The organism is Rhodobacter capsulatus SB 1003 (genome assembly GCF_000021865.1).
GTDB lineage: Bacteria > Pseudomonadota > Alphaproteobacteria > Rhodobacterales > Rhodobacteraceae > Rhodobacter > Rhodobacter capsulatus_B.
The window spans coordinates 3,099,657-3,116,002 of record NC_014034.1; the positions used below are offsets into that span (position 1 = coordinate 3,099,657).

Below are 16,346 nucleotides of genomic sequence, written 5' to 3' on the forward strand. Positions count from 1 at the left end.
CCATGAGTATGACGATGGACGACAGCATCAAACGTTGGACGGCGAAGCGGAAGACCGCCTTGGTGACCGAGATCATTCAGGGCAAGACGACGGTGGCCGAGGCGAGCCGGTCGTTTGACCTGACACCTTCCGAGATCGAGGGCCGGGTCGAGGACGCGAAGCGGGGCATGGAGAATTCCTTGCGCGCCAACCCTCTCGACATTCGCGAGCACTACGAAAAGCAGCTCCAGGATCTGCAAGAAGCCTATGGCGAGGCGATGCTGGAATTGCGTGCCCGAAAAAAGCTGGCGGCCCTCATGGAGCGGGATGGAGTGAGGGGCGAGCGTGCCACCGGTTCAAGCGCCGCCCCGAACCAATGATCCGGACGCTCCATGAGGGCCTGCTGGCCGATGGTATTGCGGTGTTGATCGCCAAGCTTTGCACCTGGTTCGGCGTGCCGCGGCGCACGGTCTATGATAGGCCGACCAAAGCAGCGCCCAAAGTTGATGACCGGTTCGCGGTCCCGATCAAGGCGATGATCGAGGATGGAGGAGGATCAGAAAAGGCCCCAGTGGGGCGTTTTCCCGACGACACCCTCGTTCGGCTACCGCACCGTGGCGTGGTTGCTCGGGTGCAACAGTGAGGCCCCGAACGCCATTGGTCCGAGTGAGCGGGCCGAACGACGGTGCAGCGGATCTTTCAGATCAAGGGCTGGCAGGTGCGCAAGCGCGCCATCGGCATGCGGCCGCGGATCGAGGCGGTGCCCTCGGTCGCCACGGCGCCGAACGAGCGCTGGTTGTAGCGCGCCACGAATTTTTGCAGTGCGTGCCACAGATATTTGCAGCAGACGCGTTTTCGTTAAACGGCCCTTTATGACCCATTGAAACGCCACCGTGGCCACCTTGGCCGTGGCAAAGCCCCGGTCGATCGGTCACAGCGCCCCGGCCGGATAAAGGCTCAGCAGGTGAATGGCCCCGGCGCCGATCGCCATCGCCCCGCCCGGATGCGCAACCCCTTTGGTGACGGTCGTTCCCGCGGCATCGACCCGGCGAATATCATAGCTTCCCGCCGCCACCGCCACGCTGGCCAGATCCGCCGCCCGGGTCACCGCCGCGGCCTCGGTCGGAATGAGCGAACTGACCGCGGCGCCGACCTCCAGCTGCGCGCCCCAAAGATAAAGCCCCGAGGCGCCATCCCCCAAGTAAGAGGTCGTGCCATTCGCGCTGGAAACGCTCGGGTAAAAGTTGAAATTGCCGCCCGCCGCCGCCTGCGTCTGCGTCACGCTGCAGCGATACCAGCCATTCTCCGCCGCCACGATCTGCGCCGTTTGCCCCGCTGCGCCCTGGGACACCACCCCGAGCATCCCCGTCTGCAGGTCGAAATAGGTGGTGCGGAACAGGTTGGCACTGTCCGCGGTCACCAAGGCAAACCACCGACGCTCAGCGGCCTTGGCGAAGATCGACGCCACCATAGCCGTTCCCCCGGCGATCTGCGTCCCTGTGCGGGCCGCGAAGTGGCTGTTGTTGCTGGTGTCCTCGACAAGCTTGTCGGCCGTCATGGTGCCATCCGGGGCCAGCGCGGCATTTGCCAGCACGCTGGCCCGGGTCTTCGCCCAGGACGCGGCATCGAACTGCGCGCTGTTGGGCAGCAGGTTGGTCGAGGATGCCTCAAGCAGAAGCGCCCGCTTGCCCGCACTGTAATCATAGCGGGGCTGATCGACCGGGGCAGACATGATCAGCCCGTCAGCACCCACATAGGTCGCCGGGCTGGCCCGCGTCAGGGACCAGGGCGACCCGAGGGCAGACCCGTCACAAAATCATGCAGCATCACCGGCATGACCCCGCCCACTGCATAGCCTGCGAGCGGTTGCACGCCGCCGCCCATCCCGCACCCCGGAAGCCCCATCATCAAACCCACCCCGTCATCCCCTCGGCCGTGGTGCCGGTCGCCCAAATGCGGCTGGCCCAGATCGGATGCTGCCCGATCGGAAGATAGCCGGTGGTGCAAACGGCCCCCCCGCGCGCGGCGGTATATTTGACGACGCCGCCCCGCTCTCCGATCGTCACCGCCCGCACGGGCGCGGGCAGGTCCGCCGCATCATTGGGGGTGACCGCAAAGGACGACAGGGCCGGGCCGGTCAGATCGGGAATATCGTAAATCAGATCGCTCATCTTACACCTTTACAGTTTGAGCCAGATCGCGGGGGCGGACGCAGCATTGATCTCGGCCGCGTTGAAGCCCCATGTGGTGGCGGCCGCCGTGCCGAATGTCCTCGTGCGCCGCAGGATCTTGCGGGCTGCAGTGGACGGCGCGCCGCCGTTGATGCAGGGCGTGGCCGTCACGGGCCATCTGGAGATCGACGCCGTGGACGAGTGCCGGAACCCGACCCAATAGGTCGCCCCGGCGCGCATGTTGAGGCCGGTCATCACCGCCTCCTTGACGCCGGTGCTCGACAGATCGACGGTCCCGCTCTCGACCGCCAAGGCCGCCGGTTGCCCGTTTGCGTCGGACCAATACACGACGAACTTGCCCTGCGCCCCCGCCACGGCCGTCACGCAATTGACCGCGAGCGCGGCCACCGCCAGATCGGCGCGCGGGACATAGGGATAAAGGTCGATCGAATTGGCGATCCCGGCCGCGACCTCCAGCGCGGTGCCGCCAGCGCCCAGCGTCGTCATCACATATTGACCGGCAGGAGGCACCAGCATCGGGATGTCCGCCTGCCCGTCCAGTACCCGCACCGCCCCGCTGATGTAGGCCTTGAGGTGCGTCCCGTCCTGCCAGATCTGCCCCGACTCGGGTGACGCAGGATCGGCCGCGCGGGGCTGCAGAACGAACGCGCCGCTGGCCGAAAACCGCTTGGTGCCAGCGATGGTCTGGGTCGCATCCATCAGCACCAGATTGTCAGCAGTCCAAGTGCCGTCAGAGCGCAGGAACGCCCCCGCGACCCCACCCGTGGCGGGAGCCAGCCCCGCGCCAAGCGCGGTGACGACCGGCAGCATCGCCAGCACATCCGCGGCGGTCAGCTCCTTGGCCTCGCCCCCCGCCGCGGCGTTGTTGCCCAGGATCGTTTTCGCGGCGAGCGTCTGAGGCAGGAAGCGCAGAATCCGCCACCCGGTGCCGGTGCAGATCACGATGACCGCGCGCTGCGCGGTGATGTCATAGGCCGCCAGCCCGGCGATCAGGTCCGACCCGGCGGGCGTCAGGGTAATACTGGCCCCCCCGGAAGCCGCGACGACGATGCACCAGCCCGCACCGGCGGCCGCGGCGCTCGGCAATGTCAGCGCCCAGATCCCGGTGCAGCTGAAGAACGTGCCGCGATCGGTGACGGCGACCGTCGTGGCGGCCGCTTCGGTGCGATAGCGCGCCAGCACCGCGCCCAGCGTTGCAAGCGCCGTCGCCGTCTCGCCATCGGCGCCCAGCAGCCCGGCCAGATACGACCGCAGATTGGCCAGGTTGGTCCGCATCGCCGCGTGGCTGGACGGCGGGGTGGTCAGGGTTGCGGTGCTCGGCAGCGGGGTTGCCATGTCAGGTGCTCCAGAATGCGGTGGCGTCGCCGAGCCAGAACGGCGCGGCATCGGCCAGCCAGAAATCAGGGATCAGGGCGCCCAGAGTGGTGGTCACCCAAGGCCCCGCGGTCAGACCGATCGCGCGGACGCGGATCATCGTGCGGTTGGGATAAAGGATATCGCAGGCATAGGCGGTCGAGGTGGTGTCGCCGACGCGCGTCCAGGTGACATCATCGGCAGCCGGATCGTCGCCCTCGGCCATCTCGATCTGGTAACTTTCGGCGCCTGCCGCGGGTTGCCAGGCGAAGACCGCCTTGGTCAGGCTGTCGGTCGATCGGCGCCCGATCAGGCCGCGCACGACCGGCCGGGTCGCCCGCGACGGCAGCTGCGACCGGACCACCGGCGGGGCGACTGTGCCGTCTTCGGCGGTGTGCACGGACGGGTCTTCAACGACCGCTTGAAGGCTGTATTCAGTGAGCGATTTGGCCTTGATGTCGGCGACCTTGGCCAGCACCGCCCAGGTGGTGCCGACGCCGAAGGAAATCTTCGTGCGCTCCATCCCGGGGCCGGTCGCGATCTCGAAATCCGGCGCCTCGGCCAGGACGATCTGCTCGGGCAACGACCCGGCCGTGACGACGATCGGACCGCAAAGCGATCCGTCGGGGCACCGCAACCCGAGATGATGGGTGCCGCCCGGGGCAAAGGTCATCGGCTCCGACACTGTCAGCAGCCGCGCGGCCGGATCCCAGTCCAGCGCCTCGGCCTGCGCGCCCCAGGCGGGCATGGAATGCTGCACCGAGATCAGCTCGCCGATCATCGGCATGCGGCCTTCCAGCTCGACATCGAAGCGCACGATACGGCGGCGGCGTTGGTTGGCGGCGGCCAGATAGGTGCCGTCGCGCACGGCCTGATCGCGGCCGGTGACGCCGAACAGCTGCACCTTGGCCGCCTTTGGGGCGCGGCTGCCCGGGATCCGGCAGCGCACCGTCTGCTCGGACCAGGATGTCGCGTCGAAATAGCTCGCGAGGATCGTGTCCGCCGTGTCCGCGGTGGGCATCAGATAGTCCACCGCGAACGACCCGCGGGTGATGTTGCGCTCGGAAAAATGCAGCGTCGGCACCGAGGCCGGGCCGTCGCGCACCGTGCGCAACACGCCGCCCTGGACGAAACAGGCGGCCCGGCCCGCCCGGGCGATTTTCTGGATCTGGTCCCACCAGGTCCCGGGCTGGTCGAAGCGCGCATCGAAACGATCCTCGCGGGCCTCCCAGAGCGCATCCAGATCCAGCAGCGCATCCAGATCGATCTCGGCATCGGCCATGCCGGGGCCGTAATCGGCGTTGCGGGCGGCGTCCGCGATTGCCCAGGCGATCGAACGCGTGGCGACGGGGGCGGTCCAGCCGGTGCCGGTCCAGACCGGCAGACGGCGCGTGGCCAAGACCGCGATTTGCCGTGACGCCTGCATCGACAGGTTGTTGGTGGCCCGCATCCGCACGGCGATCAGCGTCACCGGCCCGAAATTCTGCGGCTGGCGCAGATAGGCCCGCAGCCCGGCCCAGAGCACGACATGCCCGTCCGAGGTGCTGGTCGATTTGGCGTCGTCGCGCACAGCGCGCACGGCATAGCGGCCGGGGGCCACCGCGAACCGGTAGGACCGCCGGATTGGCGTGTTGGTGCGGTCGGTGATCGTGCGCGTGCCAAGCACCTGCCACTCCCCGACCGGCTGGCCCTGATCATCGATCGGCCGCGCCTCGAAGGTGACCGTCAGGCTCTTGGTTTCGAGCGACCCGCTCGCCCCCGCGAACAGGCCGTAGGGCAACACGAGATCGACGCCGATATGGCGCGTGATCGTGTCGGCCGGGGCACTGACAAATCCGACCGCCCCGCCCAGCATGTCGCGGATGATGACGCTGCCAGAGGTCCCGATCGACAGGGACGAGGTGACGGTCCAGCTGTTGTCATCGGGCATCGCGGCGATCTGCAGCACCTCGCTCGGCCCGGTCAGGCTGACGAAGGTCAGATCGACGTCCGTGGCTATCGGCGGCACGAAGCTGCCAGCCGAGAGAAAGGGGTGTCCGATGGACGTTTCCGGGGCGGCCGGTCCGGTAATGGTGATCGTGGTGCCGGACCAGACCCAGGTGCCACTGAACGTCCTGTAGACGTCACCTTCGCCGCGGGTGTCCGTCCAGCTGCCGGTAACGGTGCCGGACCCGGACCCGTCGGGCGCCGTCACGGTGATCGTGCCCGGCCCGGTCGGCGTCACCGCCCGCACCCCCGCGGCGGGCGCCGGATAGGGGAACATCAGCATCACCATCTGCCCGGTGGCCCGGCCATGAGCGGCCTCTGCCACGGTGATCGTGGTGCCGGACCGGACATAGGTCCCGGCCCTGGACCCTGCGAGCTCCTGGCCCGAGACCTCCTCCGACATCACCACGGCGGTCGGAAACAGCGTGACAGTGCCGCCCGGCGGGATGATCTCGGTCTCGATCTCGGCGAAGGCGTCGATCGCGGTGTCCTTGATCCGGATCTCCTCGATGTCGTAGTCTCCCGCGCCGAGGCACAGCAGCTGATACAGATACTGCTCATTGCCCGCGAACTCGGTATAGGGCTGGGCCGCCAGATCCGGATAGGCGAGCAGCCGCCCGTATTGCACCGGGATCGGCGCGCCCAGGCGGGCATAGTTGCCCTGGGCATCGAGCTGATAGGTCGGCGACGGGCTCGGCAATTGCGACGGCCGCGGGATCGGGAACAGCGCGTTGATCGCCATCGAGCCCAGCATCAAGATCCCCGCAGCCCCAATCTGGGTTGCAGAGAGGCCAAGCACCGACCATGTCGAATTGGCAAACAGCATCCCGCTGAGCGGGGTGGCGAACGCCGCGAGCGCAATCATCAGCAGCGTGCGCAGCGGGTTCGAGCCGCCGCCCCCGCCTGCGGGCAGGACGGCAAAGACCAGCTGATCGCCTTCCGCCAGCTTGCGCCGCCACTCGGCGCGCAGCACCGGGCGCCCGTTGAGGATCGCAACGACCGGCACGTCCCGCGGCGCCAGCGCCCGGATTCGCACCCGGCGGCGCAGGACCGCGACCTCGCGCGAGCGCAGCGGATCGAGCGGATTGCGGACGATGACACAGACGGCCCTCATGCGCGGCCTCCCAGCGCCGGATGACGCCAGTATCCGCAGACCCCATAGCCCAGATCGCGCAGCATGGCCCGGGTGGTAAAAACCACGCCGGTCCTCTCGACCCAATGCAGGCAACCGCGGCTCTCGGCCTCGATCCAGATGCCGATGTGGCAGGGCCGGATGCCTTTGGTCATCAGCACCGCATCGCCTTCGCGCGGCGCCTCGACCCGCTCCCAGCCATGCTGCGGCGCCTCGCCGAAGGCCCGCCGCACCAGCCGCGGATCGTTCGGATCATAGGGCATCGACGGCACTTGCAACCCGAACCGCTCCGCCCAGACCTGGCGGGCAAAGGCCCAGCAGTCAGACGCCTCGGCCCCGACGTAATTTGCTGCCCAGTGTTTCATGGCACGAGCCCCGGGAAGGTTTCGGCCTCGTATTCAAGGGCCGGAAAAGCAGCGTTCAAAAGGTCCCTGAAGCCGATCGTGGCTGTGACCCGCAGCGGCCCCTGGGTCACGGTCTTGAGTTCCATCTGCACCGGCGGCAGATGCTCGGGGCCGTCGAGCTGGTGGCCCGACAGATAGGTGCGCCAGATCACCAGCGTCACATCGCCCGCCATGATCGCCGCATCGAGCTCCCGTCCGATCTCGCGCGAGACGTTGTCGATCTCCAGCCGGGCTTGCGGCGGCGCCGCGCGCGACAGGTCGGGGGCGACGAAGTCGAACGCCCACGGAACGAAGGTGACGACCTCGCCCGGGTTGCGCGCGGCCGTGGCCTCGATCCGGGCATCAAGCGCCACCCGATCCCGCACGACGCGGATCGGCACGGTCCAGCTCGGATGCCAGATCTCCAGGGTCTCCCAGATCACCTGACCGACAGGGGCCGAGGCATAGGCCTCGCGAATCGCGGCGCTCATGGCGGGATCAGGCATTGCGGCTCTCCACGGTGGCGGTGACCGACCATTCGAGCCCCGCGCCGCCCTGGGCGCTCCAGGGACCGACGAAGCGGGTCTCGACGAATGAAAAGCCGCCGCCAGTGGCGATCGGCATCTCGGCCCAGGCGGATCCGCCCGCAGCCCCCAAAGCGCGCCCGTCGGCGCCGGAGCGCACGAACAGGTCAAAGCCGGTCCGCTCGCGCACCATCACCTCGCAGACATCGATGCTGCGCCCGGCCCCGCCGAACTCTTCGGTGGCCGCGCTCGCCATCACGATCAGGGCCAGCCGCGGATCAGCCGCGCCGATGCCGGTGGACAGGTCGAGCCGCAGTCGCCAGAAGCCCGCGCCCCGCGCGGTGACGGCACTGACGACGGCGGCCGCGTCCGTGACCGCGCCGCTGGCCAGATCGAGGGTGACGTCGATCGACAGACCCGCGCGATCCGTCCATCTGATCCTGGCATGGCCGGTGGCGGCCGAGGCAATCGAGAGCCAGACCACGACGCCGACGGAGTCGCGGGCCAGCGCCGGAAAGCCCTTGCTGGCGCCATGCGATGCCACGGCGCTTGTCTGGGTGATCCGGGTCGCGAGGCAACCGTCCGGGCCGGTCAGCGGGGCGATTGTCAGCGTCGCGGCCGACGCATCCCAGCCGCGCAGATCGTCACTGTCGCCCGCGACCGACACCGGCAGATCGTCGAACCAGGCGCGGAACGCCGCCATTTCGGCATCCGAGAAAATCCAGGCGCAGCTGATCTTGTCGGCCCGCGCCAGGGTCGTGCGCCGCACGCGGGCCGCGCCGACATCGAAGTCGGTGCGCAGCACGGCGTCATAAGGCGTCAGGCCGAAGCCGGGAAATGACGGGGTGGGCAGCACATCGGGCCAGCGGCGCATCGTCACCTCCCCACCCGGCCCAGACCATAGGTCCCGGCCATGACGGCAGGCAGCGGCCCGCGCCCGGTGGCGATGTCCTCGGCGATCACGCCGCGGATCTGATCGATCATCACGTCGATGATCCGGTCCCCGCCCTCCTGCCGCTCGACCGTCTCGGCCTTGGTGCCGGGGGCATTGTTGTAGACGTTGACCGTCACCGGAGCGCCCGCGCCGCCGGAGGCCCGCACCCCGAGCTTGCCCGTCGAATCGCGATCGAGCGGCAAGATCGCCTCGGGACCGGCCTCGCCCATCAACCCCGTGCCCTTGGCAAAGGCAAAGAGCGTCGGCCGATCGACGATCGTGCCGCTGTAGGCAGAGATGCCCGCCCCGGAATAGACGCCGCCCTTGGCGTTTGCCGCCACGGCCGTCGGACCGAAGACCGCGCCGACCAGGCTGTCGATGATCGGGTTGAAGACGGCATCGGCGATGCGCTGCGACGCGATGCGGGCAAAGGTGTCCAGCACATGCTGCCCGAAATCCGAGATCGCGTCCTTGCCGCCCTTGGCGCTGCGGATCCAGTCGTAAAGGCTCGACTGCGCGGCCTTTTTGGCCGACTCGGAGATCTTGTCATTGACGTCGTCATAGTCGTCGGCCAGGCCGCGCACCTCTAGCCGCCACTTTTCGACGGCCTTGGCCGCCTGATCGCCCGAGACGTCATTGGCGGCCTGCATCTTCGGGATCAGCTCGGCGATCGAGGCCGCGGCGCGGTCCTTGGCGCGCGAAATCGCCTCCTCGCCCTCGGCCGTGGACATCAGCCCCAGCGCGACCTTTTCGTGGATCGCGGCAATGGCCAGGTCCATCGCCGCCAGCGCCTCTTCGGCCGCCTTGGTCACGGCGTCGAAGCTGTCGCGATCAACCGACCTGGCGCCGCCACCGCCTCCCGCCGCCCCGCGGCGGGCTTCAGCCCTCAGCCGGTCCCGGGTGTACCCGGTGCCGCTGTGGACCTGCGGGCGCTGCGATCCGCGCTCGTCATCCATCGCCGTCAAGCCGGTCGGATCCGTCGTCGCCGTTGCGGCCGCCCGGGCCTTGGCCGCATCCCAAAGCTGCGAGGCCAGCCGCGAGGCACCAGAGATCGCCCCGTCCAGCCACCCGGCACCGGGCACGCTGGCCCCCAGCATCGACGCGGCCCCCGCCGCCGAGTCGAGCGCCGTCATCAGCGCATCGCCCATGGTTTGCGCCACGGTCAGGCTGTCCGAGGCCTCGGACGCGCGCCGCTGCATGTCGGCCAGCGCTTCTGCGGCTTGGCGCAACGGCTTCGTCATGGCCTGCGAGTCAGGATAGATCTGCTGGATGATGGCCAAGGCTTCACCGGCTGATGCTGCGATGTCGACGAAAGACGTCGAGGCCCCGACGTCATCCATGGCATCCGCAAGTTGGCGCGCCTCTTCGGCGGACATCCCGAGTTTGGCGGCCGCCGCATCGGCTTCTTCTTGGAGCATCCGGACGTTGTCCGCGTAAAGCAGCACCTGCTCCGAGCTCGCCATGGGGTTGCTTTGCGCATTTTCGAGCGCCGCTTGCGCCTTGGTCAGCTCAGCGAACGTCTGTTGGATGCCGAGCAGCTGCCCCTTCAGCGGATCAATGGACGCGCTCAATCCATCCAGAGCTTCGCTTGTTTCGACGCCCTTCATGTACTCCGAAAACCCCTGCACCTCGGAAGCGAAGCCGTGGAACTTCTGCTGCACTTCAAGGGTCTGCATCGCCGCGATCTCGGCATATCTGGCGTAAGCGTCGAAGGCCTCATTGGTTTCGGAGACGGTTTTCTCCAGCTCCTTGCCGCTGGTCGATGTCCCGGTGAACATGTTGACCAGCAGCGGCAGCGACACACCGGCGATCCCGCCGATGATCGTGCCCAGAAAGCCGAAACTGGACGCGATGTCCGGGATCTGAACGGCGATGGCCTGCACGTAATTGCCGGTCACCGACCCCATCTGCATCATCTGATTGAACTGGAATGCCAGCTGCCGGGCCATGTAGCTGACATTCGTTCCGGCCGTTCCGGCGGCCGTGCCAAGGTTGCTGAACTCTTGCTGCAGCGGCAGCACCTTCGGCGGCAGATTGTCGAGCTCTTCGCCGATCTGCCGGATCCCCGGCGCCACGGGCGCCAGCGCCGGGCTGAGGTTGCGCAGCGGCTCGACCAGCGCCGGTCCGAGCTGCTTGCCCTTGGTGCTTGCCTGCTCGGCAGCGGCCCCGGTCTTTTCGATTTCGCCCCGCACTTGCGACATCTCGGCCTTGGCCTGATCGGCCTTGGCACGGATTTCGAAGGCTGCAACCATGTCGGTCATTTGGGGTCCTCAGAGGAAGCGGATATCGCCGTCGATGGGGGCGCCGGGCCGGGGTGCGGCCGCACGCGGCTGGGTGTCGGCAAAGGCGGCATGGATTGCGGCCACCAGATTGCGATGCTCGATCTCGTCCACCGCGCGATGGCCGCGCATCAGGACCTCGACCTGATCGACCGTCAGCTCTCCGACGGCGGCAAGGTCGTGTCCCCAGCGGACGAGGCGGGCGACGGCGGTTGCCCAATCGAGGCTTTCGTGATCGCCTGCATCCGCTCGCGCAGCTGGTCCCGCACCGGCAGCAGGCGCTCGGCGAAAAAACGCAGGTTGATCTCCATCACCTCGGCCAGGACCTGCATCACCTGGTCAGAGGTCATGTCCTCGAACACCGCCGCGGGCTGGCCGGTGGCGATCTCCAGCGCGGCGATGACGGCGGCGGGGTGCTGCACCACGGCCGCCAGATAATCGCCGGCGATGACGAAACCCGCAAAGGGCTCTGCCGCCTTGGAAAAAGCCCCGAACTGGCGCACCTTGAGCGGGCCAAGCGCAACTGCGACGCCCGCGATGGTGATGTGCCGCTGCCCGGGGAAGAGCGCTTCGAGGTCCTCGGAATTGGACATGGGATTACCTCGCGATGATGGTGATTTCGGGGGCGCCGGTCTGGCCGGGCAGGAAACGCAGATCGCTTTGGATCAGCACGGACCCGTCATCGTCGATCGCTTGCGGATTGGTCCGCTGCACCCGGCCGCCGAAGAGCGCAATCCGTTTGCCCGCGGCCGTGCCGTGCTGGAACGCGACCGAGGTCAGCGCCACCGCATTGATGTCGCTGCGCCAGGTGATCTCGTCCTCGGCCGTCAGATCGACTGCCATCTGTCCGGACACGCTCCGGTCGCCGATCCGGATCTGCTCGCCGCTCAAAATCTTGCGATGCGAGACCTTGTTGCCGATGTCGATCGTGAGGCCCTTGGAGGCCAGCACCTGGCCACCGCTGATCGTCCCGGTGGCCAGCGTCGCGCCCAGTCGGATGTCGCCCGAGGCGGCATCGGTCACCACTTCGGGGGCGATGAAGGCGGACAGATCGATCGCGGGCACCCCGGCGGGCACCGCCAAGGTGTCGAAAGCCTGGAACTCGAACGAGGCGGTGGGCACCGCATAGGCGGCCAGATTGAGCTTGACGGTGCCCCGCCCGCCGCGCGCCACATACCGCACGCCGTCGCGGAAAAACCGAAAGGTCAGCCCCTCGAAGCCCGTGTTGACCGGCGTGTACTCGACCCGGTTGCCCGCCACGATCGTCTCGGCAAAGCCGCAGCCGCGCAAGAACTTGCCCCAGGCGGGCGGAGTGCCGGGCGTGCCCGAGCCCACCAGTTCGACGTCGAACTTGAGACGGGCGCGGCGGGTGGCGGGCAGCTCCTCCGAATTGCCGAGCCAGGGCAGCGCCAGATTGCGCGGCACGTTGTCCGGCTCGATCGCAAAGGACGGCGGATTGACCAGCAGCACCGCATCGGTGGCCGCAAAGGTCGTTTCGGCCGTGCCGTAGACGGCTTCGACTTTCGCCATGACGGCGGCGCGGCGGGTCAGACGGTCGGACATCACTGCGGCTCCTGCTCGGGGGTGGGCTCGGGCCCGGTTTCAACGTCGGTTTCAACGGGGCCTTGAACGGGGGTGTCATCCGCCGTCTCGCCGGGTTTGGGCACGGGCGTCAGGGTCATGCTCCCCTCATCGAGGACGAACGACCCGCCCCGATCGGGGTAGGGTTGGACGGACGGCGCGGGCGTGGTTTTGCTCTTGCTCATGTGGGCGTGAACCTCAGCTGATCGGTGATCGAAAACGAGATGTCGTAGACGAAGCCTGCGACGGCGCGGCTCAGGGTGCAGCCGCGGAAGACCATCACGCCGACGCGGCCGCCCCAGTCCCAGCCCGCCAAAGCGGCGATGATGGCGGCGATCAGTTCGCCGATCACCGGCAGCGCCCGGGCGCCCGAGACATCCCCCGCCTTGACCGTCAGGACGACCGAATAAAGCCGCTCGATCGACTGGACATAGGCGCCGGTGCGGGACGCCTGCGGTCCGCCCTTGATCCCGGTCGGGATGACATGGGCGGCGGGCGTCACCTGCGGCAGCTGGCCCGTGGCGGTCAGCGCACCAAACTCGGCCGCCCCCCAGGCACGCCCGCCCAGACCGGGCACGCGCTCCTTGAGCCGGGCGGTGATGTCATCGACCTCGGCCATCAGATGAAGCCCGTCATCGTGCTGGCCGAGAGCGGCCGAGGCCGGTCGGTCATCCGCACGCCGCTTGCCGCCGTGGTCTGCGGCTCGGCCCCCGCCACGGCCAGCTTGACGCGGCCATCGGCGATATCCCTGAGCATCCGCTGGGCGGTGTCGTAATCGGCCTTGGTCTTGGCGTCGGGCTCGGTCAGGTGCAGCGACCAAAAGGCCAGCACCTGCGCGATCGGCGGCAGCTGCGGCGGCACGGTGGCCAGCGGCAGCGCATAGTGGCGGGCCAGATAGCCGTCGATCGTCGCATCGGCATCGGCCAGCGCGCGGGTGATCATCGCCGCATCGATCGCGCCGGTGGCGATCTCGGCGCGGTCGGTCAGCATCACCAGCGCCGAGGCGCCGTAACGGTCGATCATCTGCTGTTGCGTCGCATAGGTCATGGGGCCGATCCTGAAGGGTGGTGCCGGTGCTCTCCCGGCTGTCACGCCCGCGTTTTTGCGCTGTTGCCTGGCCTTGCGGCCTCACGCTGAGGGAGGACGTTTGCTCGCTGCCTCAAATCTCAGGTGGCCTCGGCGGGCGGCGCGGGGTCCGTCGCGCCGTCTTCCTCGGCGGGCGCCTCGGGGACCGTCGCCGCCGCGTCGAAAGTCACGACGCCAAGCCCGCGCAACTTGAGCGCTTCGGGCCGCGGCAGATCGACGGTGTCGCCGGGGCCATAGACCGTGCGGTCATGGTCGAGGGCGTCGATCACCTGGGCGGTGACCGTATCGGGTTCGGGGGTGGGTTCGGGCTTCTTCGCCATCATCTTCTCCTTTGGGTGGGAGCACGGCGCCAGGGCGCCATGCCGCGGTCGCATCAGGCCAATCAGGCGATAACGTTCTGGATGAAGTAGCCGACGTCCTGCGCCGAGATCAGCTCGCGCACCCGCTCGCCGACGCGGATACGGAAACCGCCCTCCAGCCCGATGTCCGGATCCTCGATCCGCCCGGCCAGCCGGTCGCCGAACTGCGCCGTAAAGCCGAAGGTGATGCCGCCCTGCTCGACCGAGGCCAGCGGGTTGAGGTGCAAAAGCGCCAGGTGATTGCCCCAGGTGCGCGCCAGCGCCGGGTTCTGCCCCGGCTTGGCCGTGTTCGCCCAAGCATCGCCCACCAAGACCTCGGTGATCCCGTCGCCCGCCAGCAGCTCCTTGAACTGCTCGATCGAGATCCGGCCCTGGTTCGACACGTTGCCCTTGACCGCGTTGACGATTTTCGGGTGCGACGACAGCTTGGACCAGACCGCGCGGCCCATCACGACGGTGTTCGGGCGATAGACCAGGGTCGCATCCATCCCGGCCGCGATCACGCCGATCGGGTCCGAGTTCGCATAGTCGGAAAACTGCGACGTGCCCGACAGCGTGATCCGGCGGCTCGCCGCATAGGAGGCCGCGTTGAAGACCATGTTCGCGACCCGCAGTTCGCGGATGTTCTCGATGGTCTCGGTCAGCATCTCGGCCGCGTGGGCCTCGGGGTCATAGATCGTGCGGCCCTCGGCCTTGGCGGCATTCGCCGCGTTGATGTCCGATTGCGGGATCGGGCTGTCGAGACCGTAATCAGCCACGTCCGAGGTCGTTTCGGTGCCGCTGAATTCGAGCTGCTTCACGGCACCCTTGCGACCGACGCGGGCGTCGGGCGTGTTGAAGGCTTCCGAGATCGGATAGACCGTGTACTTGAACTTTTCGGCCGAGACCGGCAGGCGCGGCAGGACCTTGTCGGCAATCCGCATCGCGGAGCCATTTTTGAAGCCGATCGCCACGGCGGTAAGCGTGGCATCGACGATGAACGGGCGGCTGGTGGCCATTGGGACCTCTTGCTGTTGGGGGATCAGGCGCCGCGGTAGAACGCGCGCGGACCGACCAGGATTTCGATGACGTCGCCCGCGACACCGGGGGCCTGCGCCTTGCCGACGACGGACATGAAGACACCGGCGGTGGGGACGGCCGCGATGGCGTTGCCGTTGGCATCCGCGGTCAGCTCGGCACCCGCGGTGACGGTGCCGCCCAGCGTGACCTGACCGATGCCGGACTGCGTGACATCGACCATGTCGCCCGCCGCACCGCCGAACTGGCCGGTCACGCCCAGCACCGGATCGGTGTTGGCGGCGGCCGGGCCGATCTTGGTGCTGGCCGCCGCGTCCGAGAATTTGGCGATCTTGTAGGGGCCGATCGCGGCGCTGGCCTCATAGGCCCGGATCAGGGTGGGGATCACAGCCGCATCTCCTTTTTCACATGCTGGATGGCGTCGATCATGCTGATCGAAAGGCCTTTCCCGGCCTGCTCGGTCTGGAAGGCCTTCGCCTTGTCATGCAGGACGCGCCCCTGCCGTTCGGCGTTCAGCGACAAAAACTCGCCGCCGGTCTTGATCGCGCTCGGCAGCTGCGCGGTGTGGGTCTCGCCCGCAATCGGCATGCCTTCGATCAGCTTGCGCGCCGTCTCGGGCTGCGACATGTGCAGCGAGACGAATTCGTCCCGGTTCGCGGCGTTCAGCCCGACCCGCTTGCGGGCGATCTCGCCATCCACGAAGGCCTCGGCCGTGGCGCGGGTCGCGGCGTCGCGGATGCCTTTCAGCTCGGCCGCCTGCGCCGTCACCTGCGCCTGCAGTGCGATCAGCGTGTCCTTGCCAGAGACCGCCAGGCGCGTGGCGGCGATCAGCGCCTCGCGGTTGCCATCGACACCCAGGATCGTGCCCAGCTCGGACTGCAGGGCCACATCCTCTTCCGCTTTGCCCTTTGCTCCGGTCAGGGCTTCGACCGCGGCGATGATTTCTTCGAGCGTCGCGGTTTCGGCCAGGCCGAGCGCGCGCGCCAGTTTCGTCAGATCCATGTCGGACTCCGAGTTGAGCGCGACGAGGCCGCGCAGGTTGGGGTAATTGACAAGAGAGGCCCGGGCGATCCGGCGCACCGTGCCATCGGCGGCGTAGATGATGACGGGCGAGATCCCGCGATACGCACGCTCTGCCAGCAGCGCGACACCCGCCGGGCTCCATTCGACCTGCCCCCAAACCCCGTCGGGGCGGGCTTCCATCGCGACGATCCGCCCGCGCGCGGGCGACGGGAGCCCGAGAGGGGCAGCCAGATCTGCCGCATGGTTTTCGTCGATGATCAGCCCGCCAGCGTCGCGGGCATCGGCTTGCAGAGACGCCGCGATGATCGCGACCGGGTCGGTGACCCGATACGGGCCGCGGCCATCATGGGTGCCGATCGTGCCCCCGGCCGAGGGCAACAGATGCACCCACTCGGGCGCATCCCCTTCGGGGAGCGGCTGGGCAGCGCAGAGCGCGAGGGAGGTGGAGGGTTTGTGCGTCATGCCGACACAATGGCGGCAAAGACGGGGCGGAATAATCCGCAACACCTTGCGGGGTG

19 protein-coding genes are annotated in these 16,346 nt (G+C 68.1%); 2 read left to right on the forward strand and 17 right to left on the reverse strand.

Going from position 1 to position 16,346, the window contains the following annotated elements; all coding sequences use genetic code 11:
- Positions 1-2 precede the first annotated feature (2 nt).
- Complete coding sequence (locus tag RCAP_RS14350) at positions 3-359, forward strand: DUF1153 domain-containing protein (RefSeq protein ID WP_013067809.1); 357 nt, start codon at positions 3-5, stop codon at positions 357-359.
- Entirely contained in the window at positions 356-622 is a 267-nt protein-coding gene (locus tag RCAP_RS19675; RefSeq protein WP_157834370.1) for a hypothetical protein, read from the forward strand. Before RCAP_RS14350 ends, RCAP_RS19675 begins: the two co-directional genes overlap by 4 nt.
- A gap of 288 nt (positions 623-910) precedes the next feature.
- On the opposite strand, the gene RCAP_RS14360 is transcribed toward RCAP_RS19675, so the two are convergent.
- The 17 genes from RCAP_RS14360 to RCAP_RS18660 form a co-directional block, all read right to left on the reverse strand.
- Positions 911-1,711 carry a phage head spike fiber domain-containing protein gene (locus tag RCAP_RS14360; RefSeq protein WP_013068603.1) on the reverse strand — a complete coding sequence of 267 codons (801 nt, stop codon included), beginning with the start codon at positions 1,709-1,711 and terminating at the stop codon, positions 911-913.
- Between the two features lie 175 nt (positions 1,712-1,886).
- A complete protein-coding gene (locus RCAP_RS14365; protein ID WP_013068605.1) occupies positions 1,887-2,150 on the reverse strand; it encodes a spike base protein, RCAP_Rcc01079 family in 264 nt (87 codons plus the stop codon).
- 9 nt (positions 2,151-2,159) lie between these two features.
- The gene (locus RCAP_RS14370) at positions 2,160-3,506 is read right to left on the reverse strand and encodes a hypothetical protein (RefSeq protein ID WP_013068606.1); all 1,347 of its coding nucleotides are present in this window, start codon (positions 3,504-3,506) and stop codon (positions 2,160-2,162) included.
- A gap of 1 nt (position 3,507) precedes the next feature.
- Entirely contained in the window at positions 3,508-6,624 is a 3,117-nt protein-coding gene (locus RCAP_RS18640; RefSeq protein WP_013068607.1) for a host specificity factor TipJ family phage tail protein, read from the reverse strand.
- Positions 6,621-7,007, reverse strand: a complete 387-nt coding sequence (locus tag RCAP_RS18645; protein ID WP_013068608.1) for an NlpC/P60 family protein — start codon at positions 7,005-7,007, stop codon at positions 6,621-6,623. The genes RCAP_RS18640 and RCAP_RS18645 overlap by 4 nt, the downstream gene beginning before the upstream one ends.
- The gene (locus RCAP_RS14390; protein ID WP_013068609.1) at positions 7,004-7,531 is read right to left on the reverse strand and encodes a DUF1833 family protein; all 528 of its coding nucleotides are present in this window, start codon (positions 7,529-7,531) and stop codon (positions 7,004-7,006) included. Before RCAP_RS14390 ends, RCAP_RS18645 begins: the two co-directional genes overlap by 4 nt.
- Complete coding sequence (locus RCAP_RS18650; protein WP_013068610.1) at positions 7,524-8,423, reverse strand: hypothetical protein; 900 nt, start codon at positions 8,421-8,423, stop codon at positions 7,524-7,526. Before RCAP_RS18650 ends, RCAP_RS14390 begins: the two co-directional genes overlap by 8 nt.
- 2 nt (positions 8,424-8,425) lie before the next feature.
- Positions 8,426-10,744, reverse strand: a complete 2,319-nt coding sequence (locus RCAP_RS19380; RefSeq protein WP_013068611.1) for a phage tail tape measure protein — start codon at positions 10,742-10,744, stop codon at positions 8,426-8,428.
- Positions 10,745-10,753: 9 nt separating this feature from the next.
- Positions 10,754-10,894, reverse strand: coding sequence for a hypothetical protein (locus RCAP_RS19680; RefSeq protein WP_013068612.1), 141 nt, complete (start codon positions 10,892-10,894; stop codon positions 10,754-10,756).
- A 23-nt stretch (positions 10,895-10,917) separates the two neighbouring features.
- Positions 10,918-11,355, reverse strand: coding sequence for a hypothetical protein (locus tag RCAP_RS14405; RefSeq protein WP_013068613.1), 438 nt, complete (start codon positions 11,353-11,355; stop codon positions 10,918-10,920).
- A 4-nt stretch (positions 11,356-11,359) separates the two neighbouring features.
- Positions 11,360-12,325: a phage tail tube protein gene (locus tag RCAP_RS18655; protein ID WP_013068614.1), complete on the reverse strand. Its 966-nt coding sequence runs from the start codon at positions 12,323-12,325 to the stop codon at positions 11,360-11,362.
- 199 nt (positions 12,326-12,524) lie between these two features.
- Complete coding sequence (locus tag RCAP_RS14420) at positions 12,525-12,962, reverse strand: phage tail terminator protein (RefSeq protein WP_013068616.1); 438 nt, start codon at positions 12,960-12,962, stop codon at positions 12,525-12,527.
- A complete protein-coding gene (locus RCAP_RS14425) occupies positions 12,962-13,390 on the reverse strand; it encodes a gp436 family protein (protein WP_013068617.1) in 429 nt (142 codons plus the stop codon). Before RCAP_RS14425 ends, RCAP_RS14420 begins: the two co-directional genes overlap by 1 nt.
- Positions 13,391-13,509: 119 nt before the next feature.
- The gene (locus RCAP_RS14430) at positions 13,510-13,752 is read right to left on the reverse strand and encodes a hypothetical protein (protein ID WP_023911835.1); all 243 of its coding nucleotides are present in this window, start codon (positions 13,750-13,752) and stop codon (positions 13,510-13,512) included.
- Between the two features lie 59 nt (positions 13,753-13,811).
- Positions 13,812-14,786 (reverse strand): major capsid protein, encoded by a 975-nt coding sequence (locus RCAP_RS14435; RefSeq protein ID WP_013068619.1) that lies wholly within the window; start codon positions 14,784-14,786, stop codon positions 13,812-13,814.
- A gap of 23 nt (positions 14,787-14,809) precedes the next feature.
- Entirely contained in the window at positions 14,810-15,193 is a 384-nt protein-coding gene (locus RCAP_RS14440; RefSeq protein ID WP_013068620.1) for a DUF2190 family protein, read from the reverse strand.
- A complete protein-coding gene (locus RCAP_RS18660; RefSeq protein WP_013068621.1) occupies positions 15,190-16,290 on the reverse strand; it encodes a phage protease in 1,101 nt (366 codons plus the stop codon). The genes RCAP_RS14440 and RCAP_RS18660 overlap by 4 nt, the downstream gene beginning before the upstream one ends.
- Positions 16,291-16,346 lie beyond the last annotated feature (56 nt).

Bases quoted from the DNA above. Each gene is read 5' to 3' on its own strand.
- RCAP_RS18660 (WP_013068621.1), bottom strand. From the start codon at position 16,290: ATGACGCACAAACCCTCCACCTCCCTCGCGCTCTGCGCTGCCCAGCCG.
- RCAP_RS14405 (WP_013068613.1), bottom strand. From the start codon at position 11,355: ATGTCCAATTCCGAGGACCTCGAAGCGCTCTTCCCCGGGCAGCGGCAC.
- RCAP_RS19380 (WP_013068611.1), bottom strand. From the start codon at position 10,744: ATGACCGACATGGTTGCAGCCTTCGAAATCCGTGCCAAGGCCGATCAG.
- RCAP_RS14435 (WP_013068619.1), bottom strand. From the start codon at position 14,786: ATGGCCACCAGCCGCCCGTTCATCGTCGATGCCACGCTTACCGCCGTG.
- RCAP_RS14420 (WP_013068616.1), bottom strand. From the start codon at position 12,962: ATGGCCGAGGTCGATGACATCACCGCCCGGCTCAAGGAGCGCGTGCCC.
- RCAP_RS19675 (WP_157834370.1), top strand. From the start codon at position 356: ATGATCCGGACGCTCCATGAGGGCCTGCTGGCCGATGGTATTGCGGTG.
- RCAP_RS18640 (WP_013068607.1), bottom strand. From the start codon at position 6,624: ATGAGGGCCGTCTGTGTCATCGTCCGCAATCCGCTCGATCCGCTGCGC.
- RCAP_RS18650 (WP_013068610.1), bottom strand. From the start codon at position 8,423: ATGCGCCGCTGGCCCGATGTGCTGCCCACCCCGTCATTTCCCGGCTTC.
- RCAP_RS14360 (WP_013068603.1), bottom strand. From the start codon at position 1,711: ATGTCTGCCCCGGTCGATCAGCCCCGCTATGATTACAGTGCGGGCAAG.
- RCAP_RS18655 (WP_013068614.1), bottom strand. From the start codon at position 12,325: ATGTCCGACCGTCTGACCCGCCGCGCCGCCGTCATGGCGAAAGTCGAA.
- RCAP_RS14350 (WP_013067809.1), top strand. From the start codon at position 3: ATGAGTATGACGATGGACGACAGCATCAAACGTTGGACGGCGAAGCGG.
- RCAP_RS14430 (WP_023911835.1), bottom strand. From the start codon at position 13,752: ATGATGGCGAAGAAGCCCGAACCCACCCCCGAACCCGATACGGTCACC.
- RCAP_RS14365 (WP_013068605.1), bottom strand. From the start codon at position 2,150: ATGAGCGATCTGATTTACGATATTCCCGATCTGACCGGCCCGGCCCTG.
- RCAP_RS18645 (WP_013068608.1), bottom strand. From the start codon at position 7,007: ATGAAACACTGGGCAGCAAATTACGTCGGGGCCGAGGCGTCTGACTGC.
- RCAP_RS19680 (WP_013068612.1), bottom strand. From the start codon at position 10,894: ATGCGCGGCCATCGCGCGGTGGACGAGATCGAGCATCGCAATCTGGTG.
- RCAP_RS14390 (WP_013068609.1), bottom strand. From the start codon at position 7,531: ATGCCTGATCCCGCCATGAGCGCCGCGATTCGCGAGGCCTATGCCTCG.
- RCAP_RS14425 (WP_013068617.1), bottom strand. From the start codon at position 13,390: ATGACCTATGCGACGCAACAGCAGATGATCGACCGTTACGGCGCCTCG.
- RCAP_RS14370 (WP_013068606.1), bottom strand. From the start codon at position 3,506: ATGGCAACCCCGCTGCCGAGCACCGCAACCCTGACCACCCCGCCGTCC.